Source organism: Vibrio sp. YQ_11 (assembly GCF_043103065.1).
In the GTDB taxonomy this organism is placed as follows: Bacteria; Pseudomonadota; Gammaproteobacteria; order Enterobacterales; family Vibrionaceae; genus Vibrio; species Vibrio parahaemolyticus.
Map to the genome: position 1 here is coordinate 283,554 of NZ_JBICJM010000048.1, position 19,451 is coordinate 303,004.

The 19,451-nt window shown below is 44.5% G+C and carries 9 protein-coding genes; 5 read left to right on the forward strand and 4 right to left on the reverse strand.

Annotation, left to right across the window (positions count from 1 at the left end):
* Positions 1-53: 53 nt before the first annotated feature.
* Positions 54-10,475, reverse strand: coding sequence for a tandem-95 repeat protein (locus ACF8EG_RS19720; protein ID WP_392419699.1), 10,422 nt, complete (start codon positions 10,473-10,475; stop codon positions 54-56).
* Between the two features lie 511 nt (positions 10,476-10,986).
* Here ACF8EG_RS19720 and ACF8EG_RS19725 point away from each other — a divergent pair.
* From ACF8EG_RS19725 to ACF8EG_RS19740, 4 genes are all read left to right on the forward strand, one after another.
* Positions 10,987-12,297 (forward strand): TolC family outer membrane protein, encoded by a 1,311-nt coding sequence (locus ACF8EG_RS19725; RefSeq protein WP_069505437.1) that lies wholly within the window; start codon positions 10,987-10,989, stop codon positions 12,295-12,297.
* Positions 12,298-12,299: 2 nt separating this feature from the next.
* The gene (locus tag ACF8EG_RS19730) at positions 12,300-12,920 is read left to right on the forward strand and encodes an OmpA family protein (RefSeq protein ID WP_025631288.1); all 621 of its coding nucleotides are present in this window, start codon (positions 12,300-12,302) and stop codon (positions 12,918-12,920) included.
* Positions 12,921-13,070: 150 nt separating this feature from the next.
* Positions 13,071-13,424 carry a DUF2750 domain-containing protein gene (locus tag ACF8EG_RS19735; protein WP_020840594.1) on the forward strand — a complete coding sequence of 118 codons (354 nt, stop codon included), beginning with the start codon at positions 13,071-13,073 and terminating at the stop codon, positions 13,422-13,424.
* 188 nt (positions 13,425-13,612) lie between these two features.
* Positions 13,613-15,589: a tetratricopeptide repeat-containing diguanylate cyclase gene (locus ACF8EG_RS19740; protein ID WP_025787312.1), complete on the forward strand. Its 1,977-nt coding sequence runs from the start codon at positions 13,613-13,615 to the stop codon at positions 15,587-15,589.
* 8 nt (positions 15,590-15,597) lie between these two features.
* Here ACF8EG_RS19740 and queC read toward each other — a convergent pair whose 3' ends face one another.
* Both queC and queE read right to left on the reverse strand, forming a co-directional pair.
* Positions 15,598-16,296 carry a 7-cyano-7-deazaguanine synthase QueC gene (gene queC, locus ACF8EG_RS19745; protein ID WP_017448988.1) on the reverse strand — a complete coding sequence of 233 codons (699 nt, stop codon included), beginning with the start codon at positions 16,294-16,296 and terminating at the stop codon, positions 15,598-15,600.
* Positions 16,297-16,310: 14 nt separating this feature from the next.
* Positions 16,311-16,961, reverse strand: coding sequence for a 7-carboxy-7-deazaguanine synthase QueE (gene queE, locus ACF8EG_RS19750; RefSeq protein ID WP_021447510.1), 651 nt, complete (start codon positions 16,959-16,961; stop codon positions 16,311-16,313).
* Between the two features lie 165 nt (positions 16,962-17,126).
* Here queE and ACF8EG_RS19755 point away from each other — a divergent pair, with 165 nt between their 5' ends.
* Positions 17,127-17,936 (forward strand): Cof-type HAD-IIB family hydrolase, encoded by an 810-nt coding sequence (locus ACF8EG_RS19755; protein ID WP_031501513.1) that lies wholly within the window; start codon positions 17,127-17,129, stop codon positions 17,934-17,936.
* 96 nt (positions 17,937-18,032) lie between these two features.
* Here the strand turns inward: ACF8EG_RS19755 and ACF8EG_RS19760 are convergent, their stop codons facing one another.
* Entirely contained in the window at positions 18,033-19,433 is a 1,401-nt protein-coding gene (locus ACF8EG_RS19760) for a bifunctional NUDIX hydrolase/phosphatase PAP2 family protein (protein ID WP_228521610.1), read from the reverse strand.
* Between the last annotated feature and the right edge of the window lie 18 nt (positions 19,434-19,451).

The following is a 19,451-nucleotide window of genomic DNA, read 5'->3' on the forward strand; positions in this document are numbered from 1 at the left end:
ATCAAAAAAGGTCTAGCAATTGCTAGACCTTTTTATTAGAGGCTGATTTGTCACTACATGTCTTTGTATTGAGAATCGAGACTTGCAATCAAATGCTGTGTAATATCATCCACGCTTGTGCTATTGAAGTGGATATCTAATGTTGAGCTACCTTTAGTAATACTCAAATTCGTATCTGCGCTGCCATCTTGGCTTACTTCAACATGATAGCCGCCGGCGTCTCCTGTATGACTACCTGATTGTAAATCACTTAACAGATCGCCTACTTCATCTTTCGATAAATCATCAAACAGATCGGAGAAGTCTAGAGAGTCTTCACTGCTAGAAAAATCTGTGACAGTGTCGCGTTCGTTGGCCACATCGATCCATTTGAAGATGTCCTCACCATCACCGCCAGTCAGAATGTCGCTGCCTAAACCACCAATCAAAATGTCATTATCTGCGCCACCGAACAGCTTGTCGTTTCCACCTTGCCCAAACAATATGTCATTTCCTGCACCACCATAAATGGTGTCCGCTTGGTCATAATAACGAGATTGCTCAAACTCAGCTTGGTTTTCAGTAATGTAGTGATGAACTTCCTCCTTCGTTACCAGAGCAACATCTTTCCCCAGTTGAGAAGCTACATAGTTTTGTAGCGCAGAAACACCTTGCTCTCCATTGATATCAAAACGAATCGCATCACCAAAAATGATGTCGTTTCCATCAAGGCTACTAATCTCATCCTTGCCTTGCATTAATGACACTTCTTTGCCAAGAATCACTTCTGCAAGTTGATTAACATCGATGTTAGTTCTTACAACACCATCAGAGTCAAAGTGTTTCAACGAATCTTCATCTAAGTCATGACCAAGACCGATCGATCGAACCTCACTAAGTTCTTCCAATGCCTGATATGCGTTATTTGCTTGATGAAGTACATACGTTTCATAATCGTAATAACTATGATTACTTGTCATCTTCCCTAACAACTCACCTGTCGAAAGCGAATAAACAAGTGAGTTACTATCTACCACCGTCTTATTGTCGTAAGTTACAACATCACCAGTTTTGTAATCCGCTGGCAACACATCAGCTAACGTTACCAGTTTGTTGTTTTCCACTCCAAGAACAATGCTATCCATTTGGTTTATGTTATTTGCATCATTCACAGTAGCTTGGTTTGGACGACCATCAGAAATGAAATAGCTTAAATTCGTTACGCCACTATCAGCATTCTCAAACCAGTTCAATGCTGATTGGAAGCCTGCTTCATAGTTTGTGTTACCGTCGCCGCGGTTAACAATTGCGTCCAATATTGATTCTACTTGAGTCTTAGCGTTGTCAGAGCTCAAATCCAATTCGAGCACCTGTTTGCTCTCAGTGGAAAAAGTGGTTAATAAAACGTTCACTTTGCCCGAATGAGGTCCACTTGCACTTTCGATCAGAGTATTCAGCACTGTTTTTAGTTCAGTTACCGCACGGCCAACGTCGTAACCCATACTGCCAGACGTATCTAGCATAAAGGCAATGTTGTAATCCTGACCTTCGACAATTTGTAACCCTTGAACATCACCAACGATCACGTCGTTATCATCGGACCCAACTATGTTGTTATCACCATGCGTACCAGAAACAAACTCATAATCACGGACTGAAACAGAAGCCGTGTCCGCTCCCATTTGAGTATTGTTATTAACTTCAACACTTCCTGCCGTCGCTGTTACATCAAAATCTAACGAACCATTGTAATCGGCTGGTACCGTAATCGTACCGCTTAGTTGATGGCTGGTTTGATTTGGTTCACTTGAAAGGTCAACCGTGTAAGAACCATCGCTATTTTCTGTAACCGTTTTGCCATTCACCTCTAATGTTAGCCCTGAAGGGATTCCCGTTAAGGTGACGCTATCGTTAATGAATGACTCACTGCCATCCACATCGATAAGATCAAGGTTCAGCTCAAAAGAGACTTGTTGCTCTGTAAGAACAACATACTCTCCTGTGTTGTTATCTAGCTTGATAATGGCATCTTGGAAGATAAGCTGTTCAATTTCATAAAGGTGGTCACCCGACTCTTTATGAGTGCTCGAAACAACATCTTTTGTATCAATAAATCTACTATCTTCGACAATCCAATACGGGACTTCTGAGTGGTCAGATGCTGGGTAATAGCTGAAGTCGTAATCAGACAACTTACCAGAGTAAACAACTGTGTCAGTCTCAGCTTGATCATCTAATGAACCAATACCGCCATAGATAGAATCATTACCTCCTCCAGTCACAAAGATGTCACTGCCTTGAGCATCAACGTTGGCACCTGCTTGTTGATCACCTACAAAACTCAGTGGTGATTCAGTGTCTCCGCTTAGCATTAAGTCGTTACCAGCATGACCATTATTAAACGCTTGTGTCACCACATGTTCAAAGTCAAGCCCTGGTAAATTACTTGCCTCAAGCAGATCTTTAAGTTCTTCGTCTGTAGACCAGCTTCCGCCTAATGTCACAGGTACAGACGTTACAGGACCGAAAGTAAGGTCAATCTTAACTGGGTCCGCGACAGGCTCTATGTCGATACTCAACGTACCTGAAGCAGAAGAATTGCCATCACTAACAGTGAAATGAATCTGCTCGTAAGTATCCAAGCCGTTCCCAACACCGTCTTTATCGAAAACATCTGCACCAGATTCATGTTCAGCAGGAACATAGCGAACAAGACCATTTTCGATATCAGAAGCGAGTACACTGCTAGAAACCACTTCCCAACCATCAGAACCTTTCACTTGTAGTGAGCCATTTAGAGCAGAAGTGTCAAACTCAACACTTACCTCACTGTCAACGACGCCTAAATGTTCTAGTGTGATAACAATCGCTTCGTCTTCTAATCCGGAAATTTCGTTACTTTGAACCGTTGGAGGGACATCATTATCATCAATATAGCCAACGCCAGATACATCTCCGACTTTAATCACAAGGCTTTCTGTTGATTCAACCAACTGATCATCAATGCTTGGAATGGTAATATCAAAGCCATTCACACCGGCTGGAACAATAAGGTATCCGCCCAAATACTTCACGCCATTAGTAAAAGTTGCGTTCGACAAATCAATGTCTTGAGAGCTCGTACTAGAACCCTCTGCAGAGAAATCCACTTGATACTTAACGGTCTGATCTGTTGCATTATTTAGAGAAACAGAAAATGTGACATTGTCACCTTCAACAACAGTAACACCTGTAATGCTCTGCACCGCAGGTCCATTTTCCGCAACATTACCATCTAGCATTTCGTTAACGATATTGACTGTAGATGGATCGCTAACGCCACTTTCAGAGTCGACTGCCACATATCCAAAGCTGTCTTCGGCAGGAACACCTTCTACATAACGTAACTCCCAGTTACCTTCATTTTTCGTAGAAAAATCTAACTGAGTAATGACCGAACCTTCAGGAAGAGCTAGATCTTTCCCATAACCAACGCTTGTTTCTTGGAATAGCATGAAGTTGCCTTCAGGCTTCAAAAACTCGAACGTTTGAGTCTGTTGGACATTATTTGAATCTAAGTATGTAACCGTAATAAGCGCTGCGTTGTCATCACCGTAATCAAACAATCCACCTAATCCATCTAGACCAAGGTTTACGGAGCCCACAGGATTATTAGACAAATCGACCGTAATCGTTTCACCCTTCTCAATACCCTGCCCGTCATTGTCAGCGATACCATTGCCGATATGTGACACCTGACGGTTGTATTGCGCAAGTTCACCGCTATCAGAGGAAATCGTGATAGAGGCTCCATTTGCTAAATGCTCAATACGGGAATGTGATGGTCCACCATCCTCACTTAATCCCCAGTTATTGAAATCTGATGTAGATTCTGAGCCATTAGGCGTATTTGGACGATCTTTGATACCTAATAAGAAGCCAACATTATCAGCTTCATAGTAAAGACTGTCTTTGTCATAAAGCGTATCGCTTACTTCTTTAATTTCGTGCAACTCACCGTCACTATCTTTAAAGAACAACGTACCTGATGTTGGCAGTTCAGTAATCCGGACATGTAGATCGTTGCCTTTTAAGTCGTCTTCAACATCCGCGATATGATCCTTAGAGTCACCGCTCCCCAGAGGTTTAGTATCGGTATCAAACACAACGTGCGTAAGCTGATCATCGACGACATGCGTAAAGTCTTCACTTTCAGGCTTGTCGTTTACTGGTGTCACATTGACAGTGACGGTGGTAGATTCGGATACACCACCTGATGTCACGACATAAGTGAACGTATCTTCTCCGACGTAGTTATCATCTGGTGTGTAGGTCACCGTGCCGTCGTTGTTTACGATGACGGTACCATTTTTAGGACTATTCTCAGCGTCCAAAGACACCACTTTATCAGCGCCTTCAAACGTGTCGTTACCTAAGACGTTAATTATGGTTGGTGTGTCTTCGACTACATTTGTGCTGTCAGCCTTGATGTCGACTACTGGTGCAACCGTAAAGTCCACCGTTTGGCTAATGCTTTCACCACTTGGGTCGGTGGCGGTAAAGGCCAGTGTTTCTGAGCCGTTCCAGTCTGCCGTTGGAGTGATCGTGGCAATGCCATTGACGATCGCCACTTGGATGTTGCTGTTGCCAGAGACGCTAAACGTTAACTCGCCATCAACGTTATCCACATCGCTGAAAGCGGTATTTAGATCGATGGTGTATGGCGTGAAGTCTTCTGCCAAGGCTTGATCTGCGATGTTACTTTCAACAACAGGCGTGTCGTTTACAGCATTCACGGTGACTTTGACCGTTGCTTGGTCAGTCAGTGCGCCGTCGGAGACGGTGTAAGTGATCTCAGCGTCGCCATGGAAGTTCTCGGCCGGAGTGAAAACAAGTTTGCCATTCACCACTTCAACCGTACCCTGCTCTTTAGGAACAGAGGCTGATTCAATACTCAGCTTGTCGCCATCCACATCAGTATCGTTTGGCAGGACATCAATCGTCACTGGTGTGTCTTCGTCAGTAATCGCCGTGTCATCTTTTGCCACTGGTGCATCATTCTCTGGCGTCACATCAACGCTCACCGTGGTGGATTCCGATACCCCGCCTGACGTGACGATGTAGGTGAAAGTATCTTCACCGACGTAGTTGTCATCTGGTGTGTAGGTCACCGTACCATCGTTGTTTACGATGACGGTGCCATTTTTAGGACCATTCTCAGCGTCCAGTGACACCACTTTATCAGTGCTTTCAAACGTGTCGTTACCTAAGACGTTAATGATGGTTGGTGTGTCTTCGACTACATCCGCGCTATCAGCCTCGATGTCGACTACTGGTGCAACCGTAAAGTCCACCGTTTGGTTAACGCTTTCACCGCTTGGGTCTTTAGCTGTGAACGTAATTGTCTCTTTGCCATTCCAATCCGCAGTCGGAGTGATGGTAGCAACGCCACTCACAATAGAGATTTGGATGCTGTCGTTGCCAGAAACTGAGAAGTTCAGCGCGGAGTCACTATCTTTGAATACTTCATTCAAGTCGATCGTGTATGCATCGAAATCTTCCGATAACACTTGGTCTGCAATGGCATTTTCAACAGTCGGTGCATCGTTAACACGATTCACAACCAAACTGTCACTATCGCTAGCCGTTGGATTTACACCATCCGACACTGACGCGCTGACAGTCAGATCTTTAAGGTTAAGTTCATCATTGTTAACTGCATCGACGCCTGCTTGAGTCAACTTGACTTCATTGCCAACCAACACGAAGTAACCGTTTGAGTTATTTTCTAAAGAAACGGCTAATTGGTCTTCAGGCGTGTCAGTATCGCGAACCGTTAAGGTTGCGACTACTGTATCAGTGTTCACTGCATCTTCAGTGATGCTTTCTACGGCATCAACCTTGATGATTGGCGTGTCGTTCACGGCATTCACGGTGACTTTGACCGTTGCTTGGTCAGTCAGTGCACCATCAGTCACGGTGTAAGTGATTTCGGCGTCGCCATTGAAGTTCTCTGCCGGTGTGAACACCAATTTGCCATCAACGATCTCGACTTTACCTTGTGCTTCAGGAGCAGACGCAGATTGGATCGACAACTTATCGCCATCCACATCAGAATCGTTTGGCAGAACATCAATAGTAACTGCAGTGTCTTCTTGTGTCGTAGCGATGTCATCTTTCGCCATTGGCGCATCATTCACTGGTGTCACTTCGACGTTCACCGTGGTGGACTCACTAACGCCACCGGAAGTGACGATGTAGGTGAAGCTGTCTGCACCGTGGTAGTTGTCGTTTGGCGTGTAAGTTACACTGCCATCAGGGTTGACCGAGACCGTGCCGTTAGCTGGACCGTTATTGGTATCCAGCGATACCACTTTATCGTCGCCTTCGAACGTATCGTTACCTAAGACCTTGATGATGGTCGGCGTGTCTTCCACAACCGTCGCTTTGTCTGCCACGATGTCCGCCACAGGCGCAACCGTGAAGTTTACGGTTTGGCTAATGCTTTCGCCGCTTGGATCGGTAGCTTTAAACGTTAGGATTTCTGAGCCGTTCCAGTCTGCCGTTGGGCTAATGGTCACGATGCCATTTTCAATCGAAACCAACACGTTGCTGTTGCCAGACACTGAGAATTCTAGCGAGGAATCAGAATCTTTGAATACTTCATTCAAGTCGATCGTGTATGCATCGAAATCTTCCGATAACACTTGGTCTGCAATGGCATTTTCAACAGTCGGTGCATCGTTAACACGATTCACAATCAAACTATCACTGTCACTAGCCGTTGGATTTACACCATCCGACACTGACGCGCTGACAGTCAGATCTTTAAGGTTAAGTTCATCATTGTTAACTGCATCGACGCCTGCTTGAGTCAACTTGACTTCATTGCCAACCAACACGAAGTAACCGTTTGAGTTATTTTCTAAAGAAACGGCTAATTGGTCTTCAGGCGTTTCAGTATCGCGAACCGTTAAGGTTGCGACTACTGTATCAGTGTTCACTGCATCTTCAGTGATACTTTCTACGGCTTCAACCTTGATGGTTGGTGCATCGTTCACTGGATTTACTGTAACAGTTACTTTCGCTTCGTCGGTCAATTCACCGTCCGTTACGGTATAAGTGATTTCGGCGTCACCATTGAAGTTTTCTGCTGGAGTGAACACCAGTTTGCCTTCAACAATCTCGACTTTACCTTGTGCTTCAGGTACGGACGCAGATTGGATCGACAACTTATCGCCATCCACATCAGTATCGTTTGGCAGGACATCAATCGTAACCGCGGTGTCTTCTTGTGTCATAGCGATGTCACTTTTCGCCACAGGCGCATCGTTAACCGATGTTACATTGACTTCAACGGTATTGGATTCCGATACCCCGCCTGACGTGACAATGTAGGTGAAGCTGTCTGTACCGTGGTAGTTGTCGTTTGGCGTGTAAGTTACGCTGCCATCAGGGTTGACCGAGACCGTACCGTTGGCCGGGCCGTTATTGGTATCTAGCGACACCACTTTATCGTCGCCTTCGAACGTATCGTTACCTAAAACCTTAATGATGGTTGGAGTGTCTTCCACGACCGTCGTTTTGTCTGCCACAATGTCCGCCACAGGCGCAACCGTAAAGTCCACCGTTTGGCTAATGCTTTCACCGCTTGGATCAGTAGCAGTAAACGTTAGGGTTTCTGAGCCGTTCCAGTCTGCTGTTGGTGAAATGGTCGCGATGCCATTTTCAATCGAAACCAACACGTTGCTATTGCCAGACACTGAGAAGTTTAGCGCTGAGTCGCTATCTTTAAATGCGTCGTTTAAATCAATCGTGTAGGTCGCAAAGTCTTCCGATAACTCTTGATCTGCAATGGCATTTTCAACAGTCGGTGCATCGTTAACACGATTCACAATCAAACTGTCACTGTCGTTAGCTGTTGGATTAACACCATCCGATACTGACGCGCTAATAGATAGGTCTTTAAGGTTGAGTTCGTCGTTGTTAACCGCGTCAACACCCGCTTGAGTCAGCTTGACCTCATTGCCAACCAACACGAAGTAGCCGTTTGAGTTATTTTCTAAAGAAACGGTTAATTGGTCTTCAGGCGTGTCAGTATCACGAACCGTTAAGGTTGCGACTACCGTATCAGTGCTCACTGCATCTTCAGTGATGCTCTCTACTGCATCAACCTTGATGGTTGGCGCATCGTTTACTGGATTTACTGTAACAGTTACTTTCGCTTCGTCGGTCAATTGACCGTCCGTTACGGTGTAGATGATTTCAGCGTGGCCATTGAAGTTTTCTGCCGGTGTGAACACCAGTTTGCCATCAACGATCTCGACTTTACCTTGTGCTTCAGGAACAGACGCAGATTGGATCGACAATTTATCGCCATCCACATCAGTATCGTTTGGCAGAACATCGATAGTAACTGCGGTGTCTTCTTGTGTCGTAGCGATGTCATCTTTCGCCACTGGCGCATCGTTGACCGGTGTCACATTGACTTCAACGGTAGTGGATTCAGACACACCGCCAGAGGTGACGATGTAGGTGAAAGTATCTTTACCGACGTAGTTATCATTTGGTGTGTAGGTCACCGTACCATCGTTGTTTACGATGACGGTACCATTTTTAGGACCATTCTCAGCGTCCAGAGACACCACTTTATCTTTGCCTTCAAACGTGTCGTTACCTAAGACCTTGATGATGGTTGGCGTATCTTCAACAACCGTCGTTTTGTCTGCCTCAATGTCTGCCACAGGCGTTACCGTGAAGTTCACCGTTTGGCTAACGCTCTCGCCGCTTGGGTCTTTAGCTGAGAACGTAATTGTCTCTTTGCCATTCCAATCCGCAGTCGGAGTGATGGTAGCAACGCCACTCACAATAGAGATTTGGATGCTGTTATTGCCAGAAACTGAGAATTCTAGCGAGGAATCAGAATCTTTGAATACTTCATTCAAGTCGATCGTGTATGCATCGAAATCTTCCGATAACTCTTGATCTTCAATGGCATTTTCAACAGTCGGTGCATCGTTAACACGATTCACAATCAAACTATCACTGTCGCTCGCCGTTGGATTAACACCATCCGATACTGACGCGCTAATAGTCAGGCCTTTAAGGTTGAGTTCGTCGTTGTTAACCGCGTCAACACCCGCTTGAGTCAACTTGACTTCATTGCCAACCAACACGAAGTAGCCGTTTGAGTTATTTTCTAAAGATACGGTTAATTGGTCTTCAGGCGTGTCAGTATCGCGAACCGTTAAGGTTGCGACTACCGTATCAGTGCTCACTGCATCTTCAGTGATGCTTTCTACGGCTTCAACCTTGATGGTTGGTGCATCGTTCACTGGATTTACTGTAACAGTTACTTTCGCTTCGTCGGTCAATTCACCGTCCGTTACAGTGTAAGTAATTTCAGCATCACCATTGAAGTTTTCTGCCGGTGTGAAAACAAGTTTGCCATCCACCACTTCAACCGTACCCTGCTCTTTAGGAACAGAGGCTGATTCAATACTCAGCTTATCGCCATCCACGTCAGTGTCGTTAGTCAGTACATCAATGGTAACTGCGGTGTCTTCTTGTATAGATGTGGTGTCATCAACGGCAACAGGACTGTCATTTACAGGCGTAACCGTAACAGTTACTTTCGCTTCGTCCGTCAAATCGCCATCAGTTACGATGTAAGTGATGGTCGCTTCACCATTGAAGTTCTCAGCTGGCGTGAACACCAGTTTGCCGTCGACAATGTCAACTGAGCCTTGCTCTGAAGGAACTGATGCTGATTGAATGCTGAGTGCGTCACCTTCAACATCACTATCATTGACTAAAACATCAATCGTAACAGAGGTGTCTTCTTCTGTCGTAATTACATCGTTTTCTGCGTTTGGCGCATCATTGATAGGCAGAATATCGAGATTTGCAGAACCAGATACCACTTGGTCTTCGTCATCAATAATGTCGAAAGTGAAAGAGACTTCTGTGTCGTCATCGATTTGAGGAGTGAAAGTCCACGTTCCATCACCATTGTCGACAAGAGTGCCATTCCCTTTATCGATAATGAGGTTCTCAACAGATAATGTGTCTTTGTCTTCATCATCAACATTTGACAGTAACTCTTCCGTCGTAATGATGATTGAACCACCATCCTCTTCAATCGCATCTAGAGTAACTGGCGTTGTTGCCAAAGGTTTATCAGTGCTGTCAGCACTCGTTTGAAGATTACTTCGGAATAGATCGTTCAGTGCTAGAACTTGTGTTTGCGATAGTCCTAGAGACTCAATACCAATGGTTTCAAAACTGGTGGATGCCAAGAGTTCAGTACCATCGCGAACAATTGTCGCACTGGTTTGCAGACTAGAGCCGCCGTTCTCACCAGCTGCTGGCGCAAACTCTTCATCTACAGCAGAAGGGTCTTGTCCTTGTTCGATTGCACTAATAATTTGTAAAACATCATCAGTGACATCTTTAGAACCCTGCTCTTGAGTCAATTGCACGTTTAAATCCAGAGGGCCAACATCTGTTGATGTCACAACCACTTCTCCTGGTAGTGGCTGTTGTCCCTCCGTTAGTACTCTCAGCTTCCCATCTAATCCTATTACAACGACTTGATTGCCGAGTGAAACTAACGCTGTACGATCCATATAAAACTTCACCCCAAATTACTGTCAACTTTTTGACTAATGATACTAATTTGCTATATATTGCCCGAATATATACTGCAATAACAGTAATTTGATGCCTATTTTCAACTTATAAGTCACAATTTTTCCATATTGTCGATTTTCAGTTGGTGGGTGATTGAGATCTTTGTATAAGCAACTATAAAATGTAACAAAACCAAATAAAGGTGATATTAGTTCGAAGTTAAGCCCCAGTTAGGCGTATTTTCGTATCACTTTTGAAACACATTCTAAACAAAGCGATTGGTTACATCGTCGATTATTAGTGGTATTGTGCGCTAAATTATTGACGCCCTTATAGGTATTCCACTTATAAGCCCTCTCGCCTCGAGAAATTACATAACCATCTAGGAGAATCACAGTGAAGTGGACTCGTGCCAACGCCTTTTGTATTGGTGTATTCGCCGCTAGTCATGCTTTTGGGCAAACACTAGAGCAAGCCGTAGAAAATACGCTAAAAACAAATCCCGATATTAAAAGCGCGTTCAATGAATTCGTTAGCAAGCAGTATGTGAATGAAGCATCTGGCGGTGCTTACCTCCCTTCCGTCGATCTTGACGCAGGTATCGGTTACGAAGGTATAAATCCTGCAGAATCAGGACGAGACTCAACCGATCTGACTCGTAAAGAAGCCACTATCACTTTAACGCAATTGATTTGGGATGGCTCTGCCACTCTTAATGATATGGACCGTACTGCTGCAGATGCAGAATCTGTGCGATACCAACTACTTGCGGATGCGCAAGACACTGCGTTGGAAGTGACTAAGGTGTACTTAGATTCCGTTAAAGCGTATGAAATTCTTTCTCTTTCAGAGAACAACCTGAAAGTTCATAAGAAAATTTATGAAGACATTAAAAAACGTGTCAACTCAGGTATCGGCTCGACCGCAGACCTGACTCAAGTTGAGGCGCGTTTAGCAAAAGCGCACGGTAACTTAGTTGCGGCTCAAAATAACCTGTTTGATAACCAAACGATGTTTACGCGTCTTGTCGGACAATCGCCACAAGGATTGATCTTCCCACGCGCGGATCAAAACTTCATCCCATACACAATCGATGAAGCGATTGACTTGGCATTTGAATCTCACCCTGTCATCAAAATCTCGGTTGCAGATGTGGATTCTGCGAAGTTCCAGTACAAACAATCGAAAGGAACTTACTACCCGACCATTTCTGTAGAAGCAGCACAAACATGGCGCAACGATGCCGGCGGTATTGAAGGCAGCAGCGATGAAACGACAGCAATGCTTCGAATGCGTTACAACTTGTTCAACGGTGGTAGTGATGTTGCGAACGCAGAAAGCTTTGCATATCAGTTAAACAAAGCGAAAGATCTACGAGAGCGTGCATACCGAAATGTCGAAGAAGGACTTCGCTTGTCTTGGAGTGCGTTAGATTTAACTCTGCAACAAAAAGAGTTCTTAGCTGACCACGTAGACTCAGCTTCTGAAACGGTCATTGCTTACGAAAAGCAATATCGCATTGGTAAGCGTACTCTACTTGACCTTTTAAACACTGAAAACGAACTGTTCGAAGCAAGAAAGAACTATTTAGACGCTAAATACGCGGAACAATACGCGAAGTACCGAGTGATGAATGCTACGGGTCAACTGTTGAATGCCTTGCGTGTTGATGTACCAACAGAATGGAACCAGAAGGTGGAGTACTAATCATGAAACCGATGAAACTGCTATTGGCATTAAGCATTATCGCCGTTACGCAACAAGCAATCGCTGAAGATGAGTACGATTACCGTGCATTCCCTACCGCAGAGCAAATTGCTGACTTACAAGACGAAGATAACGACGGTGTGATTAACGCTCGCGACCTATGTCCGGGGACGCCAGCTGGCTCTGAAGTTGACAATGATGGCTGTGGCGAATACATCAAAGCATCTGAGAAAATGCAGGTTCGTGTGCTATTTGCCAACGATTCTGATGAGATCAATCCGGTATTTCGTCGTCAAATTCGTGAGTTGTCTGACTTCTTGAAGGATTACCCAACGACCTCGATTGAACTACAAGGTTACGCGAGTAAAACAGGTGGTTCAAAACACAATCAAGATCTCTCTGAACGACGAGCGAAAAACGTGCGTGACGCGCTACTAAGTTACGGTATTGAACCAAATCGTGTTCGCATCATTGGTTTTGGTGACACACATCTAGCAGAGCAAGGCACCGATCAGGTAAGCCACGCACTTAACCGCCGAGTGACCGCATCTGTTGTTGGTTACAAAGGTAAAGTTAAAAAAGAGTGGACGATCTTTACGACGCTTCCTCAAGCAGAAAGCTAATCTAAACTTTTACACTCTCACATCGCACTCAGATTTGACAAAAGGAGCTTCGGCTCCTTTTCTTTTCATAGTGGCTTGAAGCCGTATTATGCTTTAGGAATCGGCGCTTTAGTGGTAATCTAGCGGCGTCATAACAATGAGAGTTTTGAAATGAGCAAACTTACATCAGATATCCAAGCAAACCTTGATCTTTTCGTAGCAGAAACGAAAGAAAGCCAACTCGTTTGGGGTCTACGCAATGAAGAAGGTTGGTTGTCTTGCGATTCAACTGAGTTCGAAAATAGCGAAGTAATGCCTTTCTGGTCTTCAAAAGAAGATGCTGAAGCGCATAACGTTGAAGAGTGGGCAGATTTTACTGTTCTTGAAATTCCACTAGATATCTTTGTAGAAGATTGGCTTCTGACTCTTGCTGAAGACGGCGTTCTTGTTGGTACAAACTGGAATGATCAGCTAGAAGGCAAAGAAATGGAGCCTCAAGATCTAGCGAAGCTATACGTAGACTAATCGCGTTGACCTCGGCACTTGTGCCGGGGTTTCTATTCCCTCCCCTAATTCTCAACACAAATATCGACCCACTTCATAGTTTTTCCATTCAGTATTGTTTATTCACTTCACGTGGTCACATCGCCTATAAGATAATGGGTATAACATACTGAAAAGATTATATAAGAAAAACACAAGGCTACTTCCTTATGCGCGCGCTGTCTCCTTTGCTTGCGTCACTGCTTTTTTGCAGTCAAATATACGCAAGTGACTCTACCGAGATTGAACACACCCAAAACTTTACGCAATGGCACGCTGTCTATCAAACAACGTTACACAACGATGCGGCTTCTGCTCTTAGCATGCTTCAAGACCGTTATCATACTTCCGTCTCTGACAGCGAAAGACTTTACGTCAGTGGGTTGATTTATGAGTATATGGCTAACATCAAGCAGCCTTATTACGGAAGTAGCCAAATCTTAAACAATGATTTCGCGAAGTTAGAATCTGAGTACATTCTCGCTTTAAACGAACGTAAACATGGCAGTTATGACGCTTCTGTTGCCAGTTTCAGCTCGTTAAGGCAAAAGATGAAACAAAATGGTGACGTGGAAGGTAAAGCGTTGATGAATTACCAACTTTGCTACACGCTAAACCAGCAAGGCCGTTACCACAAGGCAAACTTCTTTTGCTCATCTCTCGAAAGCCATTTAGACGATAAGCACGCAGAAGTCTTCCCTGCAGACTTGGCGTTGCGAGTCGTAGCGAACAACTACAATTATCGCGGCGACTACGAAAAAGCTCTGAGCTTGTACCGCCGCCTGCTTGCCAATATGTCTTATCAAAGCGACCCATCTGGTATTTATAACGATGTCGGCAATTTACTGGCCGAATTAGGACAGTTTGAGCAATCGGAGCAATACCTCATCCAATCCTTGCTTGCGCGTCAACTTGAGGAGGCCCCACTCAAAGTGGCGCAAGTCGAACACAGCTTAGCTCGGATGTATAACAAATCGAAAGATTTCGATAAGGCCATTAACCACTACCAGAACTCATTGAAAATCTTGGAAGAGCTCCACTATCCGTATGGACAAGGCTTGGCGTATTTGGGTCTTGCTTCCGCTATTGCTGAAATTGGCAACCTTGAACAAGCCGTCAAATACATTAACAAAGCACTCGGTTTGGGCGAGCGATACGAAAACAACCATTTACAAACCGAGGGGCATTTAGCCGCTGGTTTTGCTTATCTGAAAAATGACGCGCCAGAAAAGGCGATCGAGCACGGTAAAGAAGCGTTCACACTAGCAATGGAAAACTCAAGGCCATTGCTACAAGCGAGAGCACAACTGTTGCTGTCCAATGCTTACCAAAAACTTGGGGATTACAAAGCGGCGCTAAGTCACTATGAAGCGTATGCTACATTAGAACTAGATAACCGAGACACCAGTAACATCAAGGCAATGGAAGCTCTCGACCTCACCAAAAATGAATACGAATACGAACTGCAACTGATCAAACTTGCGAACGAGCGGAATTTAAAGCAGAGCGAGTTTGAAAAGCTTGCAGATCAAAAACGCGCGTACAATTTTGTGGTTGCCTGCTTAGTACTTCTTTTGGTGTTGGCAATAATGGCTCAGCGACAAACTCGAAACAAAGCACGGATAGACAGTTTAACGTGCGCCTTAAACAGAACCGCGATCATTGAAACCATCAAAAGTCAAACCTCGAAAACTCATCAAGAGATGCGATATGTTCTGGCTTTAATTGACTTAGATAACTTTAAAGCCATCAATGATACCTACGGCCACCCTACAGGCGATTTGGTTTTGAAACACGTTTGTCAAAGCATCCGCGTAAAACTCAACAAAGGTGAATACATCGGGCGTTTAGGTGGAGAGGAATTTGTTCTTTTACTCAAAAACGTTGATGAAATTGATGTACCTTTCCGAGTTCAAAGCTTGCATAAAACCATTTCGGAAAAGCAAATCAAAACGGAAAGAAATGAAGACCTTCGTGTAACGGCAAGCTTGGCCTATCTATCGACATCAATGCCACTCACCAACTTCGATGAGCTGTACTCGATATTAGACCAAGCTTTGTATCAGGCGAAGAGAAATGGCAAAAACGCGGTTGTTGATGCGTACAATGAGCCAATTAACCTGAGTTCAGAATTTGCAAATTCGTGAAGGTCTGTTTACAGACCTTCTGATTCCTGCTTTTGAACCAAAGATTTCATAACTGCATCTTTGTTATTCAAGTAATCATCGAGCCCGGCTTTGCGTAAATCACACGATGGGCAATCGCCACAACCATCACCGATGATGCCGTTGTAGCAAGTTAGCGTGTTTTCACGAACCAGTTGCAACGCATTGTATTGATCCGCTAACGCCCATGTTTCTGCCTTATTGAGCCACATCAGCGGTGTTTTGATCGTCAAAGCTCGATCCATACCTTTCACCAACGCCGTGTTCATTGATTTCACAAAATCATCTCGGCAATCTGGGTAGCCACTAAAGTCCGTTTCACACACGCCCGTAATCACCGTATCGGCACCGATTTGGTAAGCATAAATGCCAGCAAGAGTTAAGAACAAAATATTACGGCCAGGCACAAACGAATTCGGCAAGCCATTCTCTTGTAATTCGTGAGAAACAGGGATGTCATCACGCGTCAGAGAGCTGATAGCAAGTTCATTCAGTAAACCGACATCCATCACTTTATGCGCTTTTACACCAAGGTCTTTGGCGATCTTTTGCGCAACTTCGATCTCCAGTTTATGACGTTGGCCATAATCAAAAGTGATTGCATGCACTTCATCAAACTCTTTAAGGGCTTGCACGAGACAGGTTGTCGAGTCTTGCCCGCCACTGAAAACAACAACAGCTTTTTTCATTTTACTCTCCGAGCTTAAGCAATACTTAGGTATTTATGAGTTTGAATAGATAGACGCCAATTGCGCGAGATGCACGTTTCGATACACAACTGAGTTGCGCGAGGCTTCTGGCTGATTGGTTGTAAAGCGATCACCGTTTCTGTCTTTATATCAGCGTTTGCAAGTAGTTCATCAAGATGATCGATGTCTTTTTGCGTACCGACTGGGTGCTTGATTTCATTAGCACGCTCTAAAGCACTTTTCAGTACGGGCAATTTACCTTTCATCGCCACTTTTGGTGACACTGTCACCCACGTTTTTTCAGACGTGACGACTTCTGATGTCCCACTGGTTTCAATCTGGCACTGACAGCCCATATCTTCAAACGCTTTGCTCAACGGACGCAAATCGTAAATGCACGGTTCACCACCAGTGATAACAATATGCTTCGCATTGAAGCCTTGCTGTTTGTATTGTTCTACGATGTCTTCAGCCGATGCCGTGCACCAAGTCGGAGAATCTTCCGTCTTCACCAAAATATCACCGATAGGACGCTGATCTTTTTCTTCGGCATCCCACGTTTGTTTTGTATCACACCAACTGCACCCGACTGGGCACTCTTGCAAGCGAACGAAAACGGCAGGAACACCAGTAAAGATCCCTTCCCCTTGGATGGTTTCAAACATCTCATTTAGCTTATACAACGCAGAACTCACTTAACTCATAAAACTTCGAGGCGAAGACCTTAATGGAGAGGCGTGTCTAGGTCAATTCAAACCAAAAATTAATTGTTAAAATAGCCCATTTTGTAGTTTCATACTCAGGTTCCCATTATTTTAAGGTAAGTAAAGATGTACAAACTGATCGCCCTAGACATGGACGGCACGTTATTAAACAGTGACAAAGCGATTTCAGAAGAAAACAAACACGCTATCGCGAAAGCTCGTGAAGCTGGCGTTACTGTCGTTTTGGCTTCTGGCCGCCCACTTGAAGGCATGCAGGCAAAATTGGATGAGCTGAATATTCATTCCGATAAAGATTTTGTCCTTTTCTACAATGGTTCTATGGTTAAAAACGTAGGTACAAACGAAATTATCCACCAGCAAATCATTGATGGTAAAGCTGCTAAATTAGTCGCTCGTAAAGCGAAAGAATTAGGCGCTTATGTGCACGCATTCAGCCAAGTGCACGGCTTGATCACTAATGAGAACAACCCATACACTGACATCGAAGCCAACATTAATGGCTTAGATGTGACAGAGATGAATTTTGAATCGCTAGAAGATGATCATCCAATCATCAAAGCAATGATGGTTGCCGAGCCAAGTAAACTCACTGAGGTCATCGCTGGGCTTCCGCCTGAAATGCGTGAAGAGTTTACTGTTGTTCAAAGTGCCCCATTCTTCCTAGAGTTTCTTAACCCAGCGAGTAACAAAGGCATCGGAGTTGCGGCGATTGCTGAGTTCTTAGGAATTCAACCAGAAGAAGTGATCTGTATGGGTGATGCTGAAAATGACCACCACATGCTGAAGTACGCAGGTCTTGGTATCGCGATGGCAAATGCGATGGAAGAAACCAAGAAAATCGCAGATTACATCACTGAAAGTAACGACGACCACGGCGTAGCGAAAGCAATTGAGAAATTTGTTCTTAACGCTTAGATCTCGCTTTATAAAAGTAGCTTTACAGAATTAAGCACCTAAAACACAAAAAGCCTCGCGAATTGCGAGGCTTTTTACTTGATACCGAAGAACTTATTATTCTGACAGATTGAGCTCTTCTTGGTACTGATTTTGATGAGTCAATCTTCTAGCCATAAAGATGAACAACAGCATCAATATCGGATAGTGGAACGTCATAAACACCAATGACCAAAAACCGCTGGAAGAGACGCTCGTCGCTGCAAACAAATACACCTGCTGAGTCAATATCAACGCCAAAGTGACAAAAATCATCTGCTTACTGTTTAATCTCACCTGAGACTCCTTAAACGTAAGCACGAGTGCAGAAGCCGTGATCAACATCGCTAACCAGTTGCCAAACACAGGTAACGGCCAAATCACCGAAATAACGGCTGTCACAGCAGTCAACGTAAACCACACTCCTTTTGAGCTGAGGAGTTGATCAACATTGACCTCTGGATTCGTTTCCAAACGTAATACGTGCCAAGCAACCAAGATGCCCAACAAGGCGCCCAGTAACATATCAAGAATAAACGCAGAACCTAGGAAGAACTTGCACAGCATGACTATTAGCGTGATAGCGGCCATCAACACTGTGGTGCTGTTAAATCCAAAGCTGTGCGTTCTTTGGAACAAAAATGTCAACACACAGAACCAAACCGCAATAGGCAAGCTTGGAAAACTAAAGCCGTAACTGTTTGGAAGTTCCGCCATAGGCACGTACACATGCGGCCTTGGTAGAGAAAATCCCTGCTGTGCCACCAAAACCATTAAAGATGTCGCGGTAATGGCGAAGAACAGTCGGTACACAAAGCGACTATCAAAGCGCATCATGACGAACGGGAATAAAAACAGCAAAATAGTCGGCGTCGTCAGCTCCATCACTACGCTTGCAAAGTCGTACGCGGCTTTGTAACTGTTGTCTGAAAGCTCACCAATCCAACCTTGCAGTTCCATCACCCAAGAGAGCTCGACCTGACGAAATGTAGGTGCAGACTCAATTAGCTGTGTAACGTAAGAAACCGGCTGGTTTGTTGCATTAGCAAAAAGGTTAACAACTTCTGGCCATTGAGCCGGATAGCGATATTGAGATGCCGTAAGTTCACTTGGGTTAAGCAGCATGGCAGAAGCCACTTCCACACCGTAATGAGGCGCAAACCAAGAAGGCAGCTCGTTTCCACCCAATGAGTTATTCATAGAAAAGGCGATAACTTCAGAATCAGATACGCAGTCGAACAAGATCGCAGTTGAGGTTCTACCCAACTCATTACCGACAGTTACTGCAAGCCCCGTTTCTTCCCACGTTTCTCGTTGCGCGGCAATTTCTGGAGATTCACCTTCAATAATAGTACCTCCCGGCAAGGAGATTTTGTTGGTGAGAATTTCATGAACCAGTACAAGCTTGTCGTCGGCTCGAACAACACAGAGCGCGCCTTTAATTCCATTCAATGACGCACCGGATACCGATTTTGCCATTGTCACTGAAGACGTAGA

What these genes read in the sequence shown, in the direction of transcription:
- ACF8EG_RS19730 (WP_025631288.1), top strand. Translation starts at nt 12,300, where the DNA reads ATGAAACCGATGAAACTGCTATTGGCATTAAGCATTATCGCCGTTACG.
- ACF8EG_RS19735 (WP_020840594.1), top strand. Translation starts at nt 13,071, where the DNA reads ATGAGCAAACTTACATCAGATATCCAAGCAAACCTTGATCTTTTCGTA.
- ACF8EG_RS19740 (WP_025787312.1), top strand. Translation starts at nt 13,613, where the DNA reads ATGCGCGCGCTGTCTCCTTTGCTTGCGTCACTGCTTTTTTGCAGTCAA.
- queC (WP_017448988.1), bottom strand. Translation starts at nt 16,296, where the DNA reads ATGAAAAAAGCTGTTGTTGTTTTCAGTGGCGGGCAAGACTCGACAACC.
- queE (WP_021447510.1), bottom strand. Translation starts at nt 16,961, where the DNA reads ATGTTTGAAACCATCCAAGGGGAAGGGATCTTTACTGGTGTTCCTGCC.
- ACF8EG_RS19755 (WP_031501513.1), top strand. Translation starts at nt 17,127, where the DNA reads ATGTACAAACTGATCGCCCTAGACATGGACGGCACGTTATTAAACAGT.
- ACF8EG_RS19760 (WP_228521610.1), bottom strand. Translation starts at nt 19,433, where the DNA reads ATGGCAAAATCGGTATCCGGTGCGTCATTGAATGGAATTAAAGGCGCG.